We start from the raw sequence: 21,816 nt of genomic DNA, 5'->3' as shown, positions 1-21,816 counted from the left end.
GGGCTTTTTTTATGCAAAGTTTTAGAACAGAAATAGAAAATCCGGTTGTTGAAAAAGATATTATTGAATTAGCAGATAAAATTGCAGCATTTAATAATCTACAAATAGACGAAGAAAAGTTTAGGAGTTTACGTTTAGCACGAGGTGTTTACGGTCAGCGTCAAGAAGGCGTACAAATGATACGTATAAAATTACCATATGGTAAAGTAAAAAGCAATCAATTACGCAGAATTTCTGAAGTTTCTGATGAATATTCTAGAGGAAGGTTGCATATTACAACACGTCAAGACATACAAATTCATTATGTAGATCTAAATAGAACCCCAGAATTATGGGCAGAATTAGAGCGTGATGATGTTACTTTAAGAGAAGCTTGTGGTAACGTAGTAAGAAATGTAACTGCTTCTGAAACTGCAGGGATAGATGTAAATGAACCTTTTGATGTTTCGCCTTATGCAGATGCTTTGTATAAATTCTTTTTACGTAACCCAATTTGTCAAGAAATGGGACGTAAATTTAAAGTTTCTTTTTCATCTACAGATGAAGATACAGGTTTGTCTTATTTGCATGATTTAGGATTTATTGCTAAAATAAAAGATGATGTTAGAGGTTTTAAAGTGATGGTTGCAGGAGGATTAGGATCTCAGCCAAGACATGCAGAAGTATTGTATGATTTTTTACCTACAGATAAAATTATTCCGGTAATGGAAGGTGTTTTAAGAATTTTTGATCGTTATGGCGAGCGTAAAAGTAGAGCCAAAGCAAGAATGAAATTCTTATTAAAAGACATCGGTTTAGAGGCTTTTAGAGATTTAATTGCTCAAGAACAAAAAGCTATAGAATTAAAAACGGTTGCAATTGATGCAGATGCTTATGTAGCTTCAACTCCAGTTTCAGTTGATGTTCCTCAGGTTGAAATTAAAGACCAAGAAGCATTTGAATTATGGAAGTCTACAAACTTAATTCCGCAAAAACAACAAGGTTATGTTGCTATAGGGATAAAGGTTTTATTAGGTGATTTTTATACAGATAAAGCACGTTTGTTAGCAGATTTAGTAGAAAATTATGCAGCAGGAGAAATTAGATTAACCTTGCGTCAAAATATTGTAATCCCTTTTGTAAAGGAAGATTTAGTACCATATTTCTATCAAGAATTAGAAAAATTAGGATTTGTAGAAGCAGGTTATAATAAAGCAGTAGATATTACAGCTTGTCCAGGTACAGATACTTGTAATTTGGGTATTGCTAGTAGTACAGGTATTGCAGAAGAGTTAGAAAAAGTTATTGCGGCAGAATATCCTCAGTATTTAAAAAACGAAGATCTTGTAATTAAGATTAGCGGTTGTATGAATGCTTGTGGACAACACAATATGGCAAATATTGGTTTTCAAGGGATGACGGTAAGAACGCCAGATAAATTAATTGCGCCAGCTTTACAGGTTTTATTAGGAGGAGGAAATTTAGGTGATGGAAACGGAGTTTTTGCAGATAAAGTAGTAAAAGTGCCAAGTAGAAGAGGTCCAGAAGCATTACGTAGAATTTTAAACGATTTTGAGGCAAATGCAAACGGAAAACAATTTGTAGATTATTATAAAGAAAAAGGAGAAAAATATTTTTACAATTTCTTAAATGATTTACAAGATGCAACCAATTTAACACAAGAAGATTTTATAGATTGGGGAGAGACAGAAAAGTATGTTAAAGAAATTGGTGTTGGAGAGTGTGCTGGTGTTGTTATTGATTTAATTGCGACGTTGTTTTTTGAAAGTGAAGAAAAAATTGACAATGCAAAAGAAGCTTTAGAGAATAAAGTATACTCTGGTGCTATTTATTATGCATATCAATCTATTGTAAACTCTGCAAAAGCATCATTATTAGCAGAAAATAAAAAAACAAATACACATGCAAGTATCATTTCTCAATTTGATGAGTTTTTTGTAAAATCAGAAAAAATAGATTTAGGAACTTCTTTTACAGATTTAATTTATCAAATTAATAAATTTGCACCTACAGAAGAATTTGCAAATAAGTATATTAGCGATGCAAATACATTCTTGCAAAAAGTAAGAGCTTATAGAGAAGCAGAAACTACAATTGCATAAAAAATAATAAAAGATGAGTTTTAAAATACCAAAGTTAACAGTTGTAGGCGCGGGCCCAGGAGACGTAGATTTAATTACTTTAAAAGCAATTAAAGCCCTTAAGAGTGCAGATGTTGTTTTATATGATGCTTTGGTAAATGAAGAATTATTAGACTACATAAACCCAGAAGCAGAACAAATTTTTGTTGGAAAAAGAAGAGGTTGTTATCGTTATCAACAAGAACAAATTAATGAGTTAATTGTTGGTAGAGCTAAGGTTTCTGGGCATGTAGTTCGTTTAAAGGGTGGAGATCCTTTTATTTTTGGTAGGGGAGCAGAAGAAATGGAATATGCAGCAAGTAATGGGTTAGAAGTAGCCGTTGTTCCGGGAATTTCGTCTTCTTTAGCAGTTGCAGCATATCAAAATATACCTTTAACAAAACGAGGTTCTGCAGAAAGTTTTTGGGTTATTACAGGTACTACAAAAGAACATAAAATATCTAATGATATTGAGTTAGCAGCAAAATCTAATGCAACTGTTGTTGTTTTAATGGGTATGAGTAAATTACCACAAATTGTAAAACTATTTCAAGCCCAAAGTAAAAATAATTTACCAGTTGCTATTATTCAAGAAGGTACAACAAAAAATGAAAAAATAGGAATTGGTACTGTAGATACTATAGAGAATGTAGTTTTAGAAAAAGAACTTAAAAACCCAGCAATTATTGTTTTAGGAGAAGTTGTTAAACATCGCGAATTAATTTTAGAGATTAAAAATCAATTTGCAAATGAACCTAAGTAGCAATAGTGTTGTGGAGAGAAATAATTTATACCCCATTTTTTTAAAAACTAAAAACTTACAAGTCTTAATTGTTGGCGGAGGTTTTGTTGCAGAAGAAAAATTGACTTTTTTATTAAAATCAAGTCCAGATGCTTGTGTAACAATGGTATCACCAATGTTTAGATCTGGTACCGTAAATTTGTCAAAAAAAGGCAATGTTAGTTTGGTAGAAGATGTGTATGATAAAAAATATTTAGAGGGCAAACATATAGTTGTAGCCACTACAGATATACCAGAAGTTAATGTTAAAGTTTGGGAAGATTGCAGGGCACAAGCAAAATTGGTAAACGTTGCAGATAACCCACCATATTGCGATTTTTATATGGGCGGAATTGTAACTAAAGGAAATGTAAAGGTAGCTATTTCTACTAACGGAAAATCACCAACAACAGCCAAAAGATTACGTCAGTTTTTCGAGGAAGTATTACCAGAAAATATAGACGATTTAGTAAAAAATTTAAACGAGTTTAGAAAAACAATAAAAGGAGATTTCGAAGAAAAAGTAGAAACACTAAACGAATTCACCAAAGGATTAATAGAAAAAAAAGAATCTTAAAATGATTACCACAGATATACTAATTATTGGAGCGGGACCTACAGGGTTATTTACAGTATTTGAAGCAGGATTGTTAAAATTAAAATGCCATTTAATAGATGCATTACCACAACCAGGTGGGCAATGTTCAGAAATATATCCAAAGAAACCTATTTATGATATTCCTGCATATCCAGAAATTTTAGCAGGAGACCTTACAACAAACCTAATGGAACAAATTAAACAATTTGAACCAGGTTTTACTTTAGGAGAACGTGCCGATACTATAGAAAAACAAGAAGATGGTACATTTGTAGTAACTACAAATAAAGGTACAAAACATAAAGCTCCTGTTGTAGCAATAGCAGGTGGTTTGGGGTCTTTTGAGCCAAGAAAACCTAAGTTAGAAAATATTACAAAATTTGAAGATAACGGAGTAGAATATATTATTAAAGAGCCAGAATTATACAGAGATAAAAATGTAGTAATTGCTGGTGGAGGAGATTCTGCTTTAGATTGGTCTATTTTCTTGTCGGATGTTGCAAAATCAGTAACATTAGTGCACAGAAGAAATGAATTTAGAGGAGCTTTAGATTCTGTAGAAAAAGTACAAGAATTAAAAGATGCTGGTAAAATAAACTTAATTACACCTGCAGAAATTAAAGGAATTTTAGGAGAAGATAAAGTTACTGGAGTTTTAATTGAAAAGAAAGGAGAAGAACCTTTTGAGTTAGCTACAGACCACTTTATTCCTTTGTTTGGATTGTCTCCTAAATTAGGCCCAATAGCTAATTGGGGCTTAGAGATAGAAAAAAATGCAATTAAAGTAAATAATGCGTTAGATTATCAAACAAATATACCTGGTATTTATGCAATTGGTGATGTAAATACATATCCGGGGAAATTAAAATTAATTTTATGTGGATTTCATGAAGCTACTTTAATGTGTCAAAGTGCTTTTCAAAGAATTTTTCCAGATAAGAAATATGTAATGAAATACACAACTGTTGGTGGTGTAGAAGGTTTTGATGGAACAAAAAAAGAAGCTCCAAAAGCAGTAGTTAAAGCAATTGAGTAGTACATTTGTAAGTTCTTAAACAAACTTAAGACAAATAATAAATAATATAATGCAAGACGTAAACATTAAAGTAACTGATAGAAATGGAGTTGAACATGAAATAGTAGCTCCTACAGATATGGCAATGAATTTAATGGAGGTTATTCGTTCTTACGAATTAGCCGAAGAAGGAACAATTGGTATTTGTGGAGGTATGGCAATGTGTGCTTCTTGTCAGTGTTACGTAAAATCAGACCACGAGTTGCCAGAAATGACGGATGATGAAGATGCAATGTTAGCAGAAGCTTTTAATGTGGAAGATAATAGTAGGTTAGGTTGTCAAATACAAATTACACCAGAGTTAGAAGGACTTGAAGTTGAGTTAGCTCCGGAAGATTAAACTCAATAATGGAAAATATAAAAGAAAAAGTTACGTTTAAAAACTACAGTGTCTGTTTAAAAGACACTGTAGAAACGTTTACTAAAAAATTAATCCATAGTTTGTTTGATAGTGAATATCAGCAAAAAAATAAAAAAGAAATAAAAAAGACATTTCTTACTATTTTAAATAGATTATCTATAAAAGAAGCAGAAAATCATTGGAGTAATTTTGAAAATAAATTTTCTTATATAAGAACTAAGTTAGATTTAGATGCTATTGCTGCAGAAAGAAATGATCCTGCGGCTAAAAGTTTAGAAGAAATTTATTTAGCATATCCAGGTTTTTATGCCATTGCAGTATATCGTTTAAGTCATCAATTGCTAAAGCAAAATATTGATGTTTTACCTAGAATGATGAGTGAATTTGCACATACCAAAACAGGTACAGATATTCATCCAGGGGCAGAAATAGGAGATTCTTTTTTTATAGATCATGCAACGGGAATTGTAATTGGAGAAACAACAATTATCAAAGAAAATGTGTGTATTTATCAAGGAGTAACTTTAGGAGGTATTAGAGTTAAAAAAAGTTTAGCTTCTACAAAAAGACATCCAACAATAGAAAATAATGTTGTTATTTATGCCAATGCAACAATCTTAGGCGGTAATGTAGTTATTGGTAAAAATTCTGTTATTGGTGCAAATGTTTGTGTAACAGAATCTATACCAGAAAACTCAATAGTAACAGTGCAATCAGAAAATAATATTTTTCAAAAAAGAAATTAAGATGAAGACTAAAAGTATCATAGATTTTGTAGGGAATACTCCATTAGTAGAAGCTCAAAACATTATAAAAAAAGAGGGTGTTACACTGTTATTAAAGTTAGAAGGTAATAATCCTGGAGGTAGTGTTAAAGATAGAGCTGCTTATTATATGATTTCTGAAGCTATCAAAAAAAATAACATTAAGAAAGGTGATACTTTAGTAGAGGCAACTAGTGGAAATACAGGTATTGCGTTAGCTTTAATGGCAAAAGTTTTAGGCGTGAATATGGTAATTACAATGCCAGAAAACTCAACTATAGAAAGAGTTAAAACAATGCGTGCTTATGGTGCAAAAGTAATTTTAACACCTGCAGAAAAAGGTATGGAAGGTGCTATAGATTACGCTTTAAAATTAAAATATAAAAAAGGATATTTTAGATTAAATCAGTTTGATAATTTTGACAATCCTAAAGCGCATTACAATACTACTGGGCCAGAAATTTGGAGAGATACAGAAGGACAAGTAACTCATTTTGTATCAGCAATGGGAACTACAGGTACAATTACAGGAGTTTCAGATTTTTTAAAAGAACAAAATAAAGATATTACTATTGTTGGTGCACAACCCAAAGATGGTGCTAAAATACCAGGAATTAGAAAATGGCCAGAAGAGTATTTACCGGCTATTTTTAAACCTAAAAAAATAGATCAGGTTATAGAAGTTAGCGAAGAGGAAGCTAAAGAAATGACTATAAGATTAGCAAAAGAAGAAGGTATCTTTGCAGGAATGAGTAGTGGAGGTGCTGTAGCAACAGCATTAAAAGTAGCAAATTCTATAGATAAAGGTGTTGTTGTTGCAATTATTTGCGATAGAGGAGACCGTTACTTATCATCAGATATCTACGAATAAATTATAAAAACAAAAAAAAAGTTCGTTAATTTGCAGCGAACATAGTTCATTTATTTTATATTGTTATCAAGAAAGGTTGAGGGAATAGACCCAAGGAAACCTTGGCAACCCTTTAATTTTAAAGAAGGTGCTAAATTCTACTGCAAGAAAACAGAGAGATAACGGAAAGAGTATTAATTCTTCTTTTCCTGATAACAAGCAAATTTAATTTTCAGGAATGTCAAATATATACAAAGCTTTACAAGAAAGAATTTTAGTTTTAGATGGTGCAATGGGTACCATGCTACAAGCTTATAAATTTACTGAAGAAGATTTTAGAGGAGAACGCTTTAAAGATTACCCAACACCTTTACAAGGTAACAACGATTTATTATCGATAACCCAGCCAGAAGCCATAAAAACTATACATGGTAAATACTTTGAAGCTGGTGCAGATATTATAGAAACCAATACTTTTTCTGGTACTACAATTGCCATGGCAGATTACCAGATGGAAGATTTAGTGTACGAGCTAAATTATCAATCAGCAAAAATAGCCAAAGAAGTTGCAGATCAATTTACGGCAAAAGAACCTCACAAACCGCGTTTTGTAGCAGGTTCTATTGGTCCTACAAACAGAACTGCAAGTATGTCTCCTGATGTAAATGACCCAGGTTATAGAGCTGTAACTTTTGATGAATTAAGAATTGCTTACAAACAGCAAATAGAAGCTTTAGTTGATGGCGGAGTAGATTTACTATTGGTAGAAACAGTATTTGACACTTTAAATGCTAAAGCAGCTTTGTTTGCAATAGAAGAAGTTAAAGACGAAAGAAATATTGAAATACCAACAATGTTAAGTGGAACAATTACTGATGCTTCTGGTAGAACTTTATCTGGTCAAACAGCAGAAGCTTTTTTAATCTCAGTTTCCCACATTCCGCTTTTATCAATAGGATTTAATTGCGCTTTAGGTGCCAATTTATTACAACCACATTTAGAGGCAATTGCAAATAAAACAGATTTTGCTATTTCTGCGCATCCAAATGCAGGGTTGCCAAATGCTTTTGGAGAATATGATGAAACTCCAGAAGAAATGGGAGAGCAAATAGAAGAATATCTAAAGAAAAATTTAATTAATATTATTGGTGGATGTTGTGGTACAAGTCCAGATCATATTAATGTAATTGCAAATATTGCTGCAAAATATAAGCCAAGACCACATGCTGAAATTGCTCTAGAAATTAGATAATTTTATATGATTTTAGAAGTTGCAATTTTAAATGTAAAAGAAGGTTTATCTAAAGAATTTGAAAATAATTTTATAGAAGCAGAAAAGAGTATAAGATCCGTTAAAGGATATATTTCTCATGATTTAAAAAAATGTATTGAAGATGAAAATAAATATATTTTATTAGTCAATTGGGAAACTTTAGAAGATCACGAAATCGGATTTAGAAAATCAGACGAATATCAAAAATGGAAAAGTTTATTGCATCATTTTTATGAACCTTTTCCAACAGTAGAACATTACAAGTAATGAAAATAAAACAAACAAAATACATGAAATTGTCTGGTTTAGAGCCATTAATTCTAAACGAAAATAGCAATTTTATCAATGTTGGTGAGCGTACAAATGTTGCCGGATCACGTAAATTTTTACGATTAATTAAAGAAGAAAAATTTGATGAAGCATTAGATATTGCACGTCATCAAGTAGATGGAGGAGCGCAAATTGTAGATATTAATATGGATGATGGACTTCTTGACGGAAAAGAAGCCATGGTTCGTTTTTTAAATTTGATTGCTGCAGAACCAGATATTTGTCGCGTGCCAATGATGATAGACAGTTCTAAATGGGAAATTATAGAAGCTGGTTTACAAGTTGTGCAAGGTAAATGTGTGGTAAATTCTATTTCTTTAAAAGAAGGAGAAGAAAAATTTATAAGAGAAGCAAAACTTATAAAACGTTACGGAGCAGCTGTAATTGTTATGGCTTTTGATGAGGTTGGGCAGGCAGATACTTATGATAGAAGAATAGAAATAGCACAACGTTCTTATGATGTTTTAGTAAATCAAGTTGGGTTTCCATCAGAAGATATTATATTCGATTTAAATATATTTCCTGTTGCTACAGGGATGGATGAACACAGAAAAAATGCAATCGATTTTATAGAAGCAACACGTTGGGTTAGAGAAAACTTAGAAAACGTTTCTGTAAGTGGTGGTGTAAGTAATGTATCATTTTCTTTTAGAGGAAATAATACAGTAAGAGAAGCAATGCACTCTGTTTTTTTATATTATGCAATACAAGCAGGTATGAATATGGGAATTGTAAATCCTGCAATGTTAGAGGTTTATGATGATATTCCTAAAGACTTATTAGAACATATAGAAGATGTAATTCTTGATAGAAGAGATGATGCAACAGAGCGTTTGTTAGATTTTGCAGAAACTGTAAAAGGAACAAAAAAAGAAAAAACGGTAGATTTATCTTGGAGAGAAAATCCTTTACAAGATAGAATTACACATGCATTGGTAAAAGGAATTGATGCTTTTATTATAGAAGATGTAGAAGAAGCAAGATTACAAGCAGAAAAACCTATTGAAGTTATTGAAGGTAATTTAATGGCAGGGATGAATGTTGTTGGAGATTTATTTGGAGCCGGAAAAATGTTTTTACCACAAGTAGTAAAGTCTGCACGTGTGATGAAAAAAGCGGTAGGATATTTAAATCCGTTTATAGAAGCAGAAAAAGGAGATAAGCAAGAACCTGTTGGTAAAATTTTAATGGCAACAGTAAAAGGAGATGTGCATGACATAGGTAAAAATATTGTAAGTGTTGTTTTAGCTTGTAATAATTACGAAATTGTAGATTTAGGTGTAATGGTTCCGCCAGAAAAAATAATTCAAACCGCTATAGAAGAACGTGTAGATGCAATTGGCTTAAGTGGTTTAATTACTCCTTCTTTAGATGAAATGGTTTATTTGGCAAAAGAAATGCAACGTCAAAATTTTGAATTACCATTGTTAATTGGTGGTGCAACAACATCTAAAGCACATACAGCTGTTAAAATAGATACCCAATATAAAAATGCAGTTGTGCATGTTAACGATGCATCAAGAGCAGTAACGGTTGTTGGTGATTTATTAAACAAAAAAACATCGCATGAATATGTTGCCGAACTAAAGAAAAATTATGATGAGTTTAGAACCAAGTTTTTAAAACGAGGTAAAGAAAAATCATACATTTCTATTATTGAAGCTCGTAAACGTAAATATAAAATTGATTGGGAAACTTCTGAAATTGTTAAACCTAGAGAATTAGGAATTCAGACATTAGAGCAATTAAGTTTAAAAGAATTATTGCCTTTTATAGATTGGAGCCCGTTTTTTAGAAGTTGGGATCTACATGGAAAATTTCCTGATATTTTAACAGACAAAGTTGTTGGTGAACAAGCTTCTATTATGTATGAAGAGGCGCAAGTAATGATTAAAGAAATTATTGCAAATCAATCTTTAAAACCAAAAGCCATTTTTGGATTGTTTAAAGCAAATTCTATTAATGAAGATGATATTGCTGTACAGAAAAAAGGAGGAGAAGAATTTATTTTTAGAACTTTACGTCAGCAATTAAAGAAAAGAGAAGGGATTCCTAATCATGCTTTATCAGATTTTATTGCGCCAAAAGAAACTGGTAAAACAGATTATATAGGTGCTTTTTGTGTGGGTATTTTTGGTGCACAAGAATTAGCAGATAGCTATAGAGCAAAAGAAGATGATTATAACGGAATTATGGCACAAGCTATTGCAGACCGTTTTGCAGAAGCATTTGCAGAATATTTACATAAGCAAATAAGAACCAAACATTGGGGATATGCTGCTGATGAAAATTTATCTAACGATGATTTAATTAAAGAAAGTTATAAAGGTATTCGTCCTGCGCCAGGTTACCCTGCTTGTCCAGATCATTTAGAAAAAGAAACTATTTGGGATTTGTTAGATGTAGAAAATCAAATAGGTGTAAAACTAACAGAAAGTTTGGCAATGTGGCCAGCAGCTGCAGTTTCTGGATATTATTTTGCCAATAAAGAAGCAAAGTATTTTGGTTTGGGTAAAATTACTGATGACCAAGTTACAGATTATTCTAAGCGTAAGGGAATTAAGAAAGAAAAAGCAAGAAAATGGTTGCATCCTAATATTGCAGATTCGTAAAGAGTTTTACTTTTGCACAGAGTAAATAAACAAGCGTGCGTTAACGATTGAAACGGCATCCTTTTTTGTTTTTTTCAAAAAAGATATAGTGTAAAGCGTGACCCTTGTGGTAACGCTAAAAGAATAGAAAACATTAAATTAACAATTTATTAGATTTAAAATCATAAATAATATAATAGAAAAGTACATTTTTGCGGAAAATTTAAAAAGATGAAAAAATATAGAATTGAGTTAAAATTTCTTCTACAATTTTTATTGTTATCGATTACCGCTTTAATTGTTGCCTATTTCTATTAAATACAGCAATAATTAAGTATTAATGAAAGTTACAGACCATATAAAAAAGGCAAACGGAAAAACATTGTTTTCTTTTGAGGTAATTCCGCCTCAAAAAGGAAAAAATATTCAAGATTTATATAATAATATAGATCCGTTAATGGAATTTAATCCGCCATTTATAGACGTAACAACTTCTAGAGAAGAGTATGTATACGTAGATAAAGGAAACGGACTTTTAGATAAAAGAATTACCCGAATGCGTCCAGGAACTGTTGGTATTTGTGCTTCTATCATGCATAAATATAAAGTAGATGCTATTCCGCATTTATTGTGTGGTGGGTTTACAAAAGAAGAAACAGAGTATGTTTTGGTAGATTGCCATTATTTAGGGTTAGATAATGTGGTGGCTTTAAGAGGAGACGCAAGAAAAGACGAACCTTATTTTAAACCAACACAAGGTGGTAATGCTTTTGCAAGCGATTTAGTAACGCAAATATCTAATTTAAATAAAGGAAAATATTTGCATGATGATATTAAGGTAGAACACAATTACGATTTTTGTATTGGTGTTGCTGGTTACCCAGAAAAGCATATGGAATCTCCGTCTTTAAATACAGATTTAAAACGTTTAAAACAAAAGGTAGATGCCGGTGCAGATTATGTGGTAACACAGATGTTTTTTGATAATAAAAAATATTTTGAATTTGTTAAAAAAGCAAGAGAAATGGGTATTACAGTACCTATTATACCAGGTATTAAACCTTTGGCAGTAAAAAGACATCTGCAAATTTTACCGCAAGTTTTTAAGATAGATTTGCCAGAAGATTTAATAGAAGCTGTAGAAGGTTGTAAAGACAATAAAGCGGTAAGACAAGTTGGTATTGAGTTTGCTATACAGCAATCTAAAGAATTAAAAGAAGCAGGTGTGCCATTTTTACATTACTATTCTATGGGGAAAAGTGATAATATACATGCAATTGCATCAGAATTATTTTAAGAAAGTAATTTTTTTATAAGTTTATTTTTAAGAATTCATCAGAAAAAAGATTTAAAAAGCTTCTTTTTTGATGAATTTTTAGTTGTAAGCATAAGTACAATTTATAGACAAATAGTAAAAAGTAATTTTTTTGAAATCTAGAAAGTAAATAAATTGTTTACTTTTGTAGCTTAAAACGGAAAAAAACAATTTTAAAATATAAAAAATGGCATTAGAGATAACAGACGCAAATTTTGATGAAGTAGTATTAAAATCAGACAAACCAGTATTAGTAGATTTTTGGGCTGCTTGGTGTGGACCTTGTAGAATGGTAGGACCAATTGTAGATGAAATTCATGCAGAATACGAAGGTAAAGCTGTTGTTGGTAAAGTAGATGTAGATGCTAATCAAGAATTTGCAGCTAAGTATGGTGTTAGAAATATACCAACTGTTTTAATCTTTAAAGACGGAGAAGTTGTAGATAAACAAGTAGGTGTTGCGCCTAAAAATGTTTACACAGGTAAAATTGATGCTGCTATATAATAAGTAGTATTAACATTTTAAATAAGTTAAAGGTTTGGCTAACGTCAAACCTTTTTTTATTTTTAAAAAATCTAAATTTTTTTATATGAAATTCTATGTATCATTAATTTTATGCTTTTTCCTTTTAATATCTTGTAATAAACAAGAAGAAAAATTAACCCTAGAAAAAGGAATTTCTTATGAGTTGGCAACATATAGAAAACAACAAATTGCCGATGTTGTTTATAATTTAGATTTTAAAATTCCTAAAGAAAAACAAAGCCCAATCCCGTCTAAATTAGTGGTAGATTTTACAGTTAACGATTTAAAAAATGATGTGTATTTAGATTTTAATGAAGAAGCTTCTAAATTAAAATCAATAAAAATTAACAACAAAACGGCTGTAATTAATCATCAAAAAGAACATGTTATTATAGATAAATCAGCATTGGTTTTAGGTGTTAATTCTGTAGAAATACTTTTTGATGCAGGAGAACAATCTTTAAATAGAAATGAAGAATTTTTATATACTTTATTGGTGCCAGATAGAGCAAGCACGTTATTTCCTTGTTTTGATCAACCAGACATAAAAGCCAAGTATAATTTAAGAATAACAGCACCTAAAGATTGGCAAGTTTTGGCAGGTGGTTTTAAAGAAAGTAGTTTAGAAATAGATGATTTTATAGAACATACTTTTAAGACATCAGACTTAATGAGTACCTATTTATTTTCTTTTGTAGCAGGTAAATTTACTGAAGAAATAAAAAATCCAGGTGCTTTTGATATGCGTTTTTTATATAGAGAAAATGATAAAGAAAAAATTGCAGAAAGTGTAGATGAAGTGTTTAAAATTCATCAAAAATCATTAGATTTTTTAGAGGATTATACGCAAGTAAAATTTCCATTTCAAAAAATGGATTTTGCTGCTATTCCACCTTTTCAGTATGGAGGTATGGAACATGTTGGTGCAATTCAGTACAGACAATCGTCTTTGTTTTTAGATAAAAATGCTACAGAAAATAGAAAGCTAAGTAGAGCAAAATTAATTGCACATGAAACATCGCACATGTGGTTTGGAGATTTGGTAACCATGCGTTGGTTTAATGATGTTTGGATGAAAGAAGTTTTTGCCAATTTTATGGCAGATAAAATTATGAATCCGGTTTTTCCAGAAATAAATCATGATTTAAATTTTATGATGACGCATTACCCAAGCGCTTATTCTGAAGACAGAACAAAAGGCACAAATGCTATTCGTCAATATTTAGGGAATTTAAAAGACGCAGGTTCTTTATACGGAAGAATTATTTACAATAAAGCACCAATTATGATGCGTCAGTTAGAAGCACTTTTAGGTGAAGAAGTTTTTCAATCAGGCATTCAAGAATACATAAAAACCTATAAAAACTCAAATGCCGATTGGAGTGAATTGGTTGGTATTTTTGATGAGAAATCTGAAGGAAATATTAAAAATTGGTCTGATGTTTGGGTAAATTCTGCCGGAAGACCTATTTTTTATGAAGAAATAGAGTTGAATGAAAAAGGAAATGTAACCAAGTTTGTAATTCATCAAAAAGCAGAAGACGGTTCAGAAAAAGTTTGGACACAATCTTTTAAGATAAAATTGATTGATGAAAGAGGATATCAAAAAAATATCAATATTAAAAATATGGGTAAATCTTTTGATATTACATCCGCAACAAAAGACTTTAAACCGGGTCAGGTTTTATACAATACAAACGGATTTGGTTACGGAGTTTTTCCTATTTATAAAAAAGATATTGATACCTATCAACATATTAATGATGAGGTTTCTAGAGGGTATCAATTTATCAATTTGTATGAAAATATGTTAATTGGTGAGGTTAGTCCGCTAGAAACATTTCAAATATTTTTATCAGCAATTAAAGAGGAAAAAAACGAATTGATAACAAGTTATTTGTCAGGTAGAATTCAAGCTGTTTTTTGGACATTTTTAACAGAAAAACAGCAAACAGAAATTGCAGAAAATACAGAAAAAGAAGTGTTGCAATTGTTAGAAAGTAATCAACCTAAAAATATAAAAAGAACCCTGTTTGGTTTGTATCAATCTATAGTGATTTCAGAAGCAGGAAAAGAAAATTTATATGCAATTTGGAGTAAAACTAAACAGATTGAAAATTTGTTTTTAAATGAGAATAATTTTACTTCTTTAGCAATGAAGTTGGCTATTTTAGAGCATCCAAAAACAGTAGAAATTTTACAAGAACAACAAACTAAAATCACTAATAATGATAGATTAGATCGTTTTAAGTGGTTGTTACCTTCTTTATCTACAAATAAAAATGTAAGAGATGCTTTTATGACATCACTTTTACAAAAAGAAAACAGAGCAAATGAATCTTGGGTGCAAACAGCTTTGAGTAATATACATCATCCGTTAAGGCAAAAAACATCTGTAAAACATTTAAAATCTGTTTTAGAAAAATTAGAAGAAGTACAATTAACAGGTGATATTTTCTTTCCTAAAGGATGGTTGGCAAGTTCTATTGGTAAATATTCATCTAAAGAAGCATACGCTATTTTAGAAGAATTTTTAAGTGAAAACCAAGATTATAATCCAATTTTGTTGACAAAATTATTACAAACTACAGATAATTTAACACGAGCTCAAAGCATTAAAAAATAGTATGAATTTATCTGAAGTACAATCATCAGAAATAAAAAATTTAGACATACTTGCAAAACAAGTTGTAGAAGGTTTTGTAACAGGTATTCATAAAAGTCCGTTTCATGGATTTTCTGTGGAGTTTTCTGAGCATAAATTATACAATAAAGGAGAAAGTACTAGGCATATAGATTGGAAATTATTTGCTAAAACAGAAAAGCTTTATACCAAAAAATACGAAGAAGAAACCAATTTACGTTGCCATATAATTATAGATAATTCTGCATCTATGCATTATCCTTTGGTTAAAAAGCAAACTTTAAACAGTTTAAATAAAGTTGGTTTTTCTGCTGTTGCTGCGGCTTCTTTAATGGAAATTTTAAAAAGACAAAGAGATGCGGTAGGGTTAAGTATTTATTCTGATACTTATGAATATTATGCGCCAGAAAAAGGAAGTGAGCGTCATAGAAAAATGTTGTTACATCAATTAGATCAATTGTTGATTTCTAATTCTGATGCAAAAACAGAAACATATAAATATTTACATGAAATTGCAGAAAAGATGCATAGGCGATCTTTAATTTTTTTATTTACAGATATGTTTCAAACTTCAAAAAATAATGATGAGTTATTTGAAGCTTTACGTCATTTAAAATATAATAAACACGAAGTGGTTTTGTTTCATACTTTTGATGGGAAAACAGAATTGAACCTCAATTTTGAAAATACACCTAAAAAATTTGTTGATGTAGAAACAGGTGAAGAAATAAATGTTTTTGCAGAAAATATTAAAAAAGAATATGAAAAATCTGTAGGAGATTATTTTAGTAATTTAAAAAAGAGGTGTTTACAGTTTAAAATAGATTACGTTTCTGTAGATATAAATAAAGGTTTTAATGATGTTTTAATGGCTTATTTAATTAGTAGAAGAAAAAATATTTAATTTTTTTTATTTTAAACTTGCAGATATTATAAAAAGTATTATATTTGCAACCGCTAAAAGCAACGGTCTGGTAGTTCAGCTGGTTAGAATACCTGCCTGTCACGCAGGGGGTCGCGGGTTCGAGTCCCGTCCAGACCGCAAAAAGCATCTCAATTATGAGATGCTTTTTTTTTGAACTAAATTTAAAGAGTTTATTTTTTAGTGTCTTTTATAAATTTATACAAGAAAAATAAGAATAAGTCATCATCTTTAAATGCTTCACGTATTTTTTTATAAGCTGTGTAAATATGAGACTCTACCGTTTTTATAGAAATACCTAGTTTTTCTGAAATTTCTTTGTATTTAAGTCCTTCAAACTTATTCATATACAAAATCTCTTTACATTTTTCTGGTAGTGTTTCAATTACTTTTTTTAATTTTTTGGTACGTTGTTCTAAAGCATCAGGATCTGTTGCAATTCTATCTCTAAGTGCTTTTTCTTTAAACTCATCAAAAAAAGCATCTCTATTTTTTTGTTTTCTGTAAGTGTCAATATAAGTGTTGTGTGTTATTCTGTATAAATAACTTTTTATGGATTTTTCAGTATTTATTTTTAGTCTGTTAGTCCAGAGTATTATAAAAGTTTGTTGTACGATGTCTTCTGCTTCTTGAGTATCGTTGGTGTAAGTTGTTGCGTAATCTAAAAGTTTCTTGTAATAACGATCAAATAAAAGCCTAAATGATCTCCTATCGCCCTTTTTAATTTTTTTAGCAAGTATAGAATCGTTAATAAAAACTTCCAAAATGTTTTCGTTTTTTTCAATTAAAACGCAAATATGACAAAAAAAAAACAAAATTTGACTAAGGGTAAAACAATAAATTAACGTATTGGTAATATAAAGTTTAAAAAAATGCAAAAAGTGTTGAAAAAAATAACCGTAAAATACTTAACAGATACAATATCGTCACAAGAGTTAAGTGATCTTAAGGAATTGTTAAGAAAAAAAGAAAATCAAGAAATATTTAAAGAATATGTAAAAGATTATTATGATGTTAACACCTTATTAAGTAAACCAGATGTTGATGTAGCGTATGAAAAATTATGGAGCGCTATAGAGAAACAAGAAAAACCAAAGAGACGTATTTTACCAATTTGGTCTAAATATGCAGCGGCAGCTGTAGTGGTTTTTATGTTCTCACTATCGTATTATTTTGTGCAAAATCAGAAACCAACAGAGGTTTTAAACACCTTTGTAGAAGCCGTAGAGCCTGGTGGAGATAAAGCTATTTTAACTTTTGATGATGGATTAAGTGTTTCGTTAGAAAAAGGTAAACATTATAATACAGAAGATGTTACTAGTAATGGAGAGCAATTAGTATATAATAAAAAAGAAGATACTCGTATTTCATACAACTACCTTACTGTGCCAAGAGGAGGTAAATTTGAAATAATTTTGGCAGATGGCACAAAGGTTTGGTTAAATTCTGAATCGAAATTAAAATATCCAGTACACTTTAAGCAAGGAGAAACGCGTAAAGTAGAACTTGTGTATGGAGAGGCTTATTTTGATGTATCTTCTAGTGAAAACCATAATGGAGCAAAATTTAAAGTGGTTTCTAATCTGCAAGAAGTAGAAGTGTTAGGTACTGAATTTAATATAAAAGCTTATAAAGACGATGCTAGTGTTTATACCACTTTGGCTGAAGGAAAAGTGGCTGTAAATAACGAAGCGTTTAAAGAGGTGCTAAAAGTAAATGAACAATCTATTATAAGTGATGTAAAAGATAAAATTAAAATTAAAACAGTTAATGTTTATAATGAAACTGCTTGGAGAAAAGGAATTTTTTCTTTTAAAGGCAAATCATTAAAAGAAATTATGAAAGCTTTATCTAGATGGTATGATATAGATATAATTATTGAAAATAAGAAACTTGAAGACATACAGTTTAATGGAGTCTTAAGTAAGAAACTAAATTTAGAAGAGATTTTAGTTCCTATTAAAAGAAATATTAACCTAAACTATGTAGTATATGATAAGAAAATAATATTAAAATAAAAAAAAGGGATGAAGTTTTATACCGCTCAAAGTACTCTAGCTTTCACCCCTAAGAATTCAACGCGCATTAATTAAATAATTAACCAACACTTTACAAATTTATGAATATTAATTTTACCAAAGATTTTTTCTTTATAAGAAAAAAAATTCAAACATTTATTATGAGAACATTACTCCTATTGTTTTGCTTTATTTCATTTAGTTTTACATCTAACAATATCGTTTCTCAAAATGTAAACATTGTTATAGAAGAGAATAAAACAGTTACTATTGACGAGATATTTGATATAATAAAATCTCAAACAGACTATACTTTTATTTATAGATCAGATATGTTTAAAGATTTTCCTGCAATATCTTTAAAGAAAAGCATTATTAAACTAAATGATTTATTATTAAGTTCAATTCCAAAAGAAGACTATAATTTTGAACTTTTAGACGATCACATGATTGTTATTGAGGAAAAACCTGAAGTCTCAAATAAAAATATACAAGAAATAATTACAGGTCAAGTTACAGACCAATTTAATACACCTTTGCCAGGAGCTAGTGTTGTTATAAAAGGTACTAATAAAGGAGTTGTTACAGATTTTGAAGGAAAATATACTTTAAAAAGCCAAGACGCATCTACTGTGTTAATTTTTTCTAGCTTAGGTTATAAACCTCAAGAAATATTGATAGGTAATAAAAAAGTTATCAATGTTCAATTAGAAGAAGATTTAAAAAGCTTAGATGAGGTTGTAATTACTGGTTATCAAGTTAAAAGTAAACGAGAAACAAGTAGTGCGGTGTCTGTAATTAAAATGAAAGATATAGATGTTGTAGGTAATACTAGTATAGAGAGTATGATGCAAGGTCAAATAGCGGGTGTAGATGTTGTAAATACTAGTGCGGCTCCAGGGGCAGCGCCTAGAATTAGAATTAGAGGAACAGCAACACTTAGTGGTAATGCAGAGCCTATTTGGGTAGTAGATGGTGTAATGTTAGAAAACGGAGTACCAGCAACACCGCAACAACTTAATGATCCAGATTTTTTAAAATCATTTAATAGTTCAATTGGTGGGTTAAACCCAAGTGATATAGAATCTTTAACAATATTAAAAGATGCATCAGCTACCGCAATTTACGGGACTAGAGCAGCAAATGGAGTTGTTGTGGTTACAACTAAAAAAGGGATAAAAGGAAAACCAAGAATTTCTTTTAATTATACTACAGCAATAAAGCCAAGACCACGTTATGAAGATTTTGATTTAATGAACTCTAAAGAAAGAGCAGAATTTTCTTTGTCTTTATTAGAAGATGGTATTGGAGTTAACGGAGGAGTTGGTGTAGCTTACTATGATGGTCTTTATACTAGAGGTGGAATTTCAAAAGAAGAATATATAGCAGGAATAAGAGAGGTTTCTGAAATGAATGTAGATTGGTTTGATATCTTATTTCGTGATGCTGTAAGAAATATTGCTGATTTTAGCATTTCTGGAGGGTCAGAAAAAAGTAATTATTATGCATCTATAAGTTATACTAACGATCAAGGATTAGACAAAGTAACAGGTTATAAGAGTTATAGCTTAATGACAAAAATATCTACAGAGTTAACAGATAGACTTAGCCTTGGAGTTATTTTAAATACATCAAAAAGAGATAGAGAGCAAAATTATCAAACACAAGCATTTAATCACGCATACTCATCATCAAGATCTTTACCTGCATTTAATGACGATGGAAGCTATTATTTTTATGGTAATTATGATTTTAATATTTTACATGAACAAGAAAATACAAATCAAACTTCTAAACAACAAGAGATTAGAACAACTATTAGGCTTGATTATGATATAGCTAAATGGTTAACTTATAATTCTCTTTTTAGTTACACTTATTCAGGTAATACAACTCAACAATATGCTACAGAGGCTAGTAATTTTATAACTAGACAGCGTGGTTATAACCTAGGTCAAGGTACACAAACTCAAATAGCAGAATCAGAACTTCCTTTTGGAGGTCAATTTAACGAGGCAACATTTAATCAAGAATCTTATTTAATTAGAAACTCTGTAAATGCAAGATTTGAAGCTTTAAAAGATTTAGATATGGATTTAATGGCAGGAACTGAGTTTAGAAATAATGTATATGATGGTACAAATACTATTAATTATGGTTATTTACATGATAGAGGTAAAATATTTTATACTCCGCAAGCAACTTCAGATGAAGGTCATATACTAAGAAATGTAGCAGAAAGAACTCTTTATGACAGATCGTTTATTTCTTATTTTGCTACTTATTCTTCTATGTTTAAAAACAAATATGTAATAAATGCTAATATTCGTTTTGATGGTTCAAATATTTTTGGTTCTAATCCTGCTTATAGATATCTTCCATTATGGTCTATTTCTGGTAAATGGCATATTGACCAAGAATCTTTTTTAAATTCTGCTAAATTTATTGATGCATTATCAATTAGAGCGTCTTACGGTTTAAGAGGTAATATTGTAGAAGAATCTTCACCTCAAATTATATCTACAGCATTAGCACCAAACCAATTTACACTTTTACCAGAGCAACAAATTCAACAACCAGCTAACCCAGAATTAAAATGGGAAACTACAACAACAATAAATTTAGGAGTAGACTTTTCATTCTTTAATAGAAGATTATCTGGTACTTTTGATGTATATAAAGATTTAGGAGATGATTTAATTGCACATAAAAATGTTTCTGCAGTAACAGGTTTTACAACTAAAGCAGTAAATTTTGCTAATGTAACTAACCAAGGTATAGATATTGGTTTAAATGCTAAAATTGTTGACACTAAAGATTTTACATATAGTTTGGGTGTAAATGCATCTATAACAAGTAGTAAGGTTACAAAATCTTTTATACAGCCATCTATATCTAGTCTTTTATCATCTACTTATAAAGTAGGAGAGGTTGTAGAAGGTAAACCTATTAACTCTATGTATTCTTATCGTTTTTCAAGATTAGATGAAGACGGATATGCATTGTTTTTAGATGAAAATGGAAATGAATATGATGCTCTTGATCCAGATTTTTCTACTAATGTACAAAATAGTACAAGTGCTTTAAAATACGAAGGTTCTAGAGTACCAACTTCAACTGTAGGTATAACAAACAGATTTAACTACAAAGGATTTCAATTATCATTTTTATTAGCTGCAGGTTTAAATTATAAAATTAGACTTCAAAACTTAGCATTTAACTCAGAATATATAGAAGATGAGTATAATATGCGTAGAGGTGTAACAGATAGATGGAGAAAACCAGGTGATGAGAATACGGCAACTATTCCTTGGTTAAAGTCGTCTACAGCTTCTTTTACACAAGCATCTATGTTTAACGAAAGTGATGCTCAGGTAGTTGACGGAGATTATTTAAGATTAAGAAATGTATTACTTCAATATTCATTACCTAAAGATGTTACAGAAAAATTAGGGATAAACAATGCTTTATTAAAATTTCAAGCAGATAATCTTTATGTATGGGCAAATAAGAGATTAAAAGGTATGGACCCAGAAACGGCAAACTACAATACTTCGTTTTCTGGAGGATCATTGCCTTTACCTAAAACTTTTACAATTGGTTTAAGCTTAAATTTCTAATGATGAAAAACGAAAATAAAATGAAATA

At 30.3% G+C, this 21,816-nt stretch carries 17 protein-coding genes, 1 tRNA gene and 1 riboswitch; of the genes, 17 read left to right on the top strand and 1 reads right to left on the bottom strand.

Features of this window, described 5'->3' with window-relative positions:
• Positions 1 to 11 precede the first annotated feature (11 nt).
• The 15 genes from KI686_RS13045 to KI686_RS12975 all read left to right on the top strand — a co-directional run bounded on the left by KI686_RS13045 (position 12) and on the right by KI686_RS12975 (position 16,270).
• Positions 12 to 2,102 (top strand): ferredoxin-like domain-containing protein, encoded by a 2,091-nt coding sequence (locus tag KI686_RS13045; protein ID WP_237589766.1) that lies wholly within the window; start codon positions 12 to 14, stop codon positions 2,100 to 2,102.
• A gap of 13 nt (positions 2,103 to 2,115) precedes the next feature.
• Positions 2,116 to 2,883 (top strand): uroporphyrinogen-III C-methyltransferase, encoded by a 768-nt coding sequence (gene cobA / locus KI686_RS13040; protein WP_237589765.1) that lies wholly within the window; start codon positions 2,116 to 2,118, stop codon positions 2,881 to 2,883.
• A gap of 10 nt (positions 2,884 to 2,893) precedes the next feature.
• On the top strand, positions 2,894 to 3,478 hold the full coding sequence (locus tag KI686_RS13035; RefSeq protein WP_237589834.1) for a precorrin-2 dehydrogenase/sirohydrochlorin ferrochelatase family protein: 585 nt from the start codon (positions 2,894 to 2,896) through the stop codon (positions 3,476 to 3,478).
• A 1-nt stretch (position 3,479) separates the two neighbouring features.
• Positions 3,480 to 4,535, top strand: coding sequence for an NAD(P)/FAD-dependent oxidoreductase (locus KI686_RS13030; RefSeq protein WP_237589764.1), 1,056 nt, complete (start codon positions 3,480 to 3,482; stop codon positions 4,533 to 4,535).
• Between the two features lie 49 nt (positions 4,536 to 4,584).
• Positions 4,585 to 4,914 carry a 2Fe-2S iron-sulfur cluster-binding protein gene (locus KI686_RS13025; protein WP_237589763.1) on the top strand — a complete coding sequence of 110 codons (330 nt, stop codon included), beginning with the start codon at positions 4,585 to 4,587 and terminating at the stop codon, positions 4,912 to 4,914.
• An 8-nt stretch (positions 4,915 to 4,922) separates the two neighbouring features.
• Positions 4,923 to 5,681 (top strand): serine O-acetyltransferase EpsC, encoded by a 759-nt coding sequence (gene epsC / locus KI686_RS13020; protein ID WP_237589762.1) that lies wholly within the window; start codon positions 4,923 to 4,925, stop codon positions 5,679 to 5,681.
• 1 nt (position 5,682) lies between these two features.
• On the top strand, positions 5,683 to 6,570 hold the full coding sequence (cysM, locus tag KI686_RS13015) for a cysteine synthase CysM (RefSeq protein WP_237589761.1): 888 nt from the start codon (positions 5,683 to 5,685) through the stop codon (positions 6,568 to 6,570).
• Positions 6,571 to 6,630: 60 nt separating this feature from the next.
• A riboswitch (SAM riboswitch) is annotated at positions 6,631 to 6,735 on the top strand.
• Between the two features lie 52 nt (positions 6,736 to 6,787).
• Positions 6,788 to 7,801: a homocysteine S-methyltransferase family protein gene (locus tag KI686_RS13010; RefSeq protein ID WP_237589760.1), complete on the top strand. Its 1,014-nt coding sequence runs from the start codon at positions 6,788 to 6,790 to the stop codon at positions 7,799 to 7,801.
• Positions 7,802 to 7,807: 6 nt separating this feature from the next.
• Positions 7,808 to 8,089: an antibiotic biosynthesis monooxygenase family protein gene (locus tag KI686_RS13005; RefSeq protein ID WP_237589759.1), complete on the top strand. Its 282-nt coding sequence runs from the start codon at positions 7,808 to 7,810 to the stop codon at positions 8,087 to 8,089.
• Positions 8,089 to 10,764: a methionine synthase gene (gene metH, locus KI686_RS13000; protein WP_237589758.1), complete on the top strand. Its 2,676-nt coding sequence runs from the start codon at positions 8,089 to 8,091 to the stop codon at positions 10,762 to 10,764. Before KI686_RS13005 ends, metH begins: the two co-directional genes overlap by 1 nt.
• Positions 10,765 to 11,083: 319 nt before the next feature.
• Entirely contained in the window at positions 11,084 to 12,040 is a 957-nt protein-coding gene (gene metF, locus KI686_RS12995) for a methylenetetrahydrofolate reductase [NAD(P)H] (protein WP_237589757.1), read from the top strand.
• Between the two features lie 205 nt (positions 12,041 to 12,245).
• The gene (gene trxA, locus KI686_RS12990) at positions 12,246 to 12,563 is read left to right on the top strand and encodes a thioredoxin (protein WP_237589756.1); all 318 of its coding nucleotides are present in this window, start codon (positions 12,246 to 12,248) and stop codon (positions 12,561 to 12,563) included.
• Between the two features lie 85 nt (positions 12,564 to 12,648).
• On the top strand, positions 12,649 to 15,210 hold the full coding sequence (locus KI686_RS12985) for a M1 family metallopeptidase (RefSeq protein WP_237589755.1): 2,562 nt from the start codon (positions 12,649 to 12,651) through the stop codon (positions 15,208 to 15,210).
• 1 nt (position 15,211) lies between these two features.
• On the top strand, positions 15,212 to 16,132 hold the full coding sequence (locus KI686_RS12980; protein ID WP_237589754.1) for a DUF58 domain-containing protein: 921 nt from the start codon (positions 15,212 to 15,214) through the stop codon (positions 16,130 to 16,132).
• Positions 16,133 to 16,196: 64 nt separating this feature from the next.
• Positions 16,197 to 16,270: transfer RNA gene (locus KI686_RS12975), tRNA-Asp, on the top strand.
• A gap of 53 nt (positions 16,271 to 16,323) precedes the next feature.
• On the opposite strand, the gene KI686_RS12970 is transcribed toward KI686_RS12975, so the two are convergent.
• A complete protein-coding gene (locus tag KI686_RS12970) occupies positions 16,324 to 16,914 on the bottom strand; it encodes an RNA polymerase sigma factor (protein WP_237589753.1) in 591 nt (196 codons plus the stop codon).
• 120 nt (positions 16,915 to 17,034) lie between these two features.
• Between KI686_RS12970 and KI686_RS12965 the strand changes: the two genes are divergently transcribed.
• Entirely contained in the window at positions 17,035 to 18,168 is a 1,134-nt protein-coding gene (locus KI686_RS12965; protein WP_237589752.1) for a FecR family protein, read from the top strand.
• A 161-nt stretch (positions 18,169 to 18,329) separates the two neighbouring features.
• Positions 18,330 to 21,788, top strand: a complete 3,459-nt coding sequence (locus KI686_RS12960) for a SusC/RagA family TonB-linked outer membrane protein (RefSeq protein ID WP_237589751.1) — start codon at positions 18,330 to 18,332, stop codon at positions 21,786 to 21,788.
• The last annotated feature ends 28 nt before the right edge of the window (positions 21,789 to 21,816 follow it).

Source organism: Polaribacter sargassicola (assembly GCF_021991835.1).
GTDB lineage: Bacteria > Bacteroidota > Bacteroidia > Flavobacteriales > Flavobacteriaceae > Polaribacter > Polaribacter sargassicola.
The sequence above is the reverse complement of the archived record's forward strand: the minus strand, read 5'-3'. Positions and strand labels throughout refer to the sequence as shown.

Coding starts and splice junctions, on each gene's coding strand:
- KI686_RS13045 (WP_237589766.1), top strand. CDS start 12: ATGCAAAGTTTTAGAACAGAAATAGAAAATCCGGTTGTTGAAAAAGAT.
- cobA (WP_237589765.1), top strand. CDS start 2,116: ATGAGTTTTAAAATACCAAAGTTAACAGTTGTAGGCGCGGGCCCAGGA.
- KI686_RS13030 (WP_237589764.1), top strand. CDS start 3,480: ATGATTACCACAGATATACTAATTATTGGAGCGGGACCTACAGGGTTA.
- KI686_RS13025 (WP_237589763.1), top strand. CDS start 4,585: ATGCAAGACGTAAACATTAAAGTAACTGATAGAAATGGAGTTGAACAT.
- epsC (WP_237589762.1), top strand. CDS start 4,923: ATGGAAAATATAAAAGAAAAAGTTACGTTTAAAAACTACAGTGTCTGT.
- cysM (WP_237589761.1), top strand. CDS start 5,683: ATGAAGACTAAAAGTATCATAGATTTTGTAGGGAATACTCCATTAGTA.
- KI686_RS13010 (WP_237589760.1), top strand. CDS start 6,788: ATGTCAAATATATACAAAGCTTTACAAGAAAGAATTTTAGTTTTAGAT.
- KI686_RS13005 (WP_237589759.1), top strand. CDS start 7,808: ATGATTTTAGAAGTTGCAATTTTAAATGTAAAAGAAGGTTTATCTAAA.
- metH (WP_237589758.1), top strand. CDS start 8,089: ATGAAAATAAAACAAACAAAATACATGAAATTGTCTGGTTTAGAGCCA.
- metF (WP_237589757.1), top strand. CDS start 11,084: ATGAAAGTTACAGACCATATAAAAAAGGCAAACGGAAAAACATTGTTT.
- trxA (WP_237589756.1), top strand. CDS start 12,246: ATGGCATTAGAGATAACAGACGCAAATTTTGATGAAGTAGTATTAAAA.
- KI686_RS12985 (WP_237589755.1), top strand. CDS start 12,649: ATGAAATTCTATGTATCATTAATTTTATGCTTTTTCCTTTTAATATCT.
- KI686_RS12980 (WP_237589754.1), top strand. CDS start 15,212: ATGAATTTATCTGAAGTACAATCATCAGAAATAAAAAATTTAGACATA.
- KI686_RS12960 (WP_237589751.1), top strand. CDS start 18,330: ATGAGAACATTACTCCTATTGTTTTGCTTTATTTCATTTAGTTTTACA.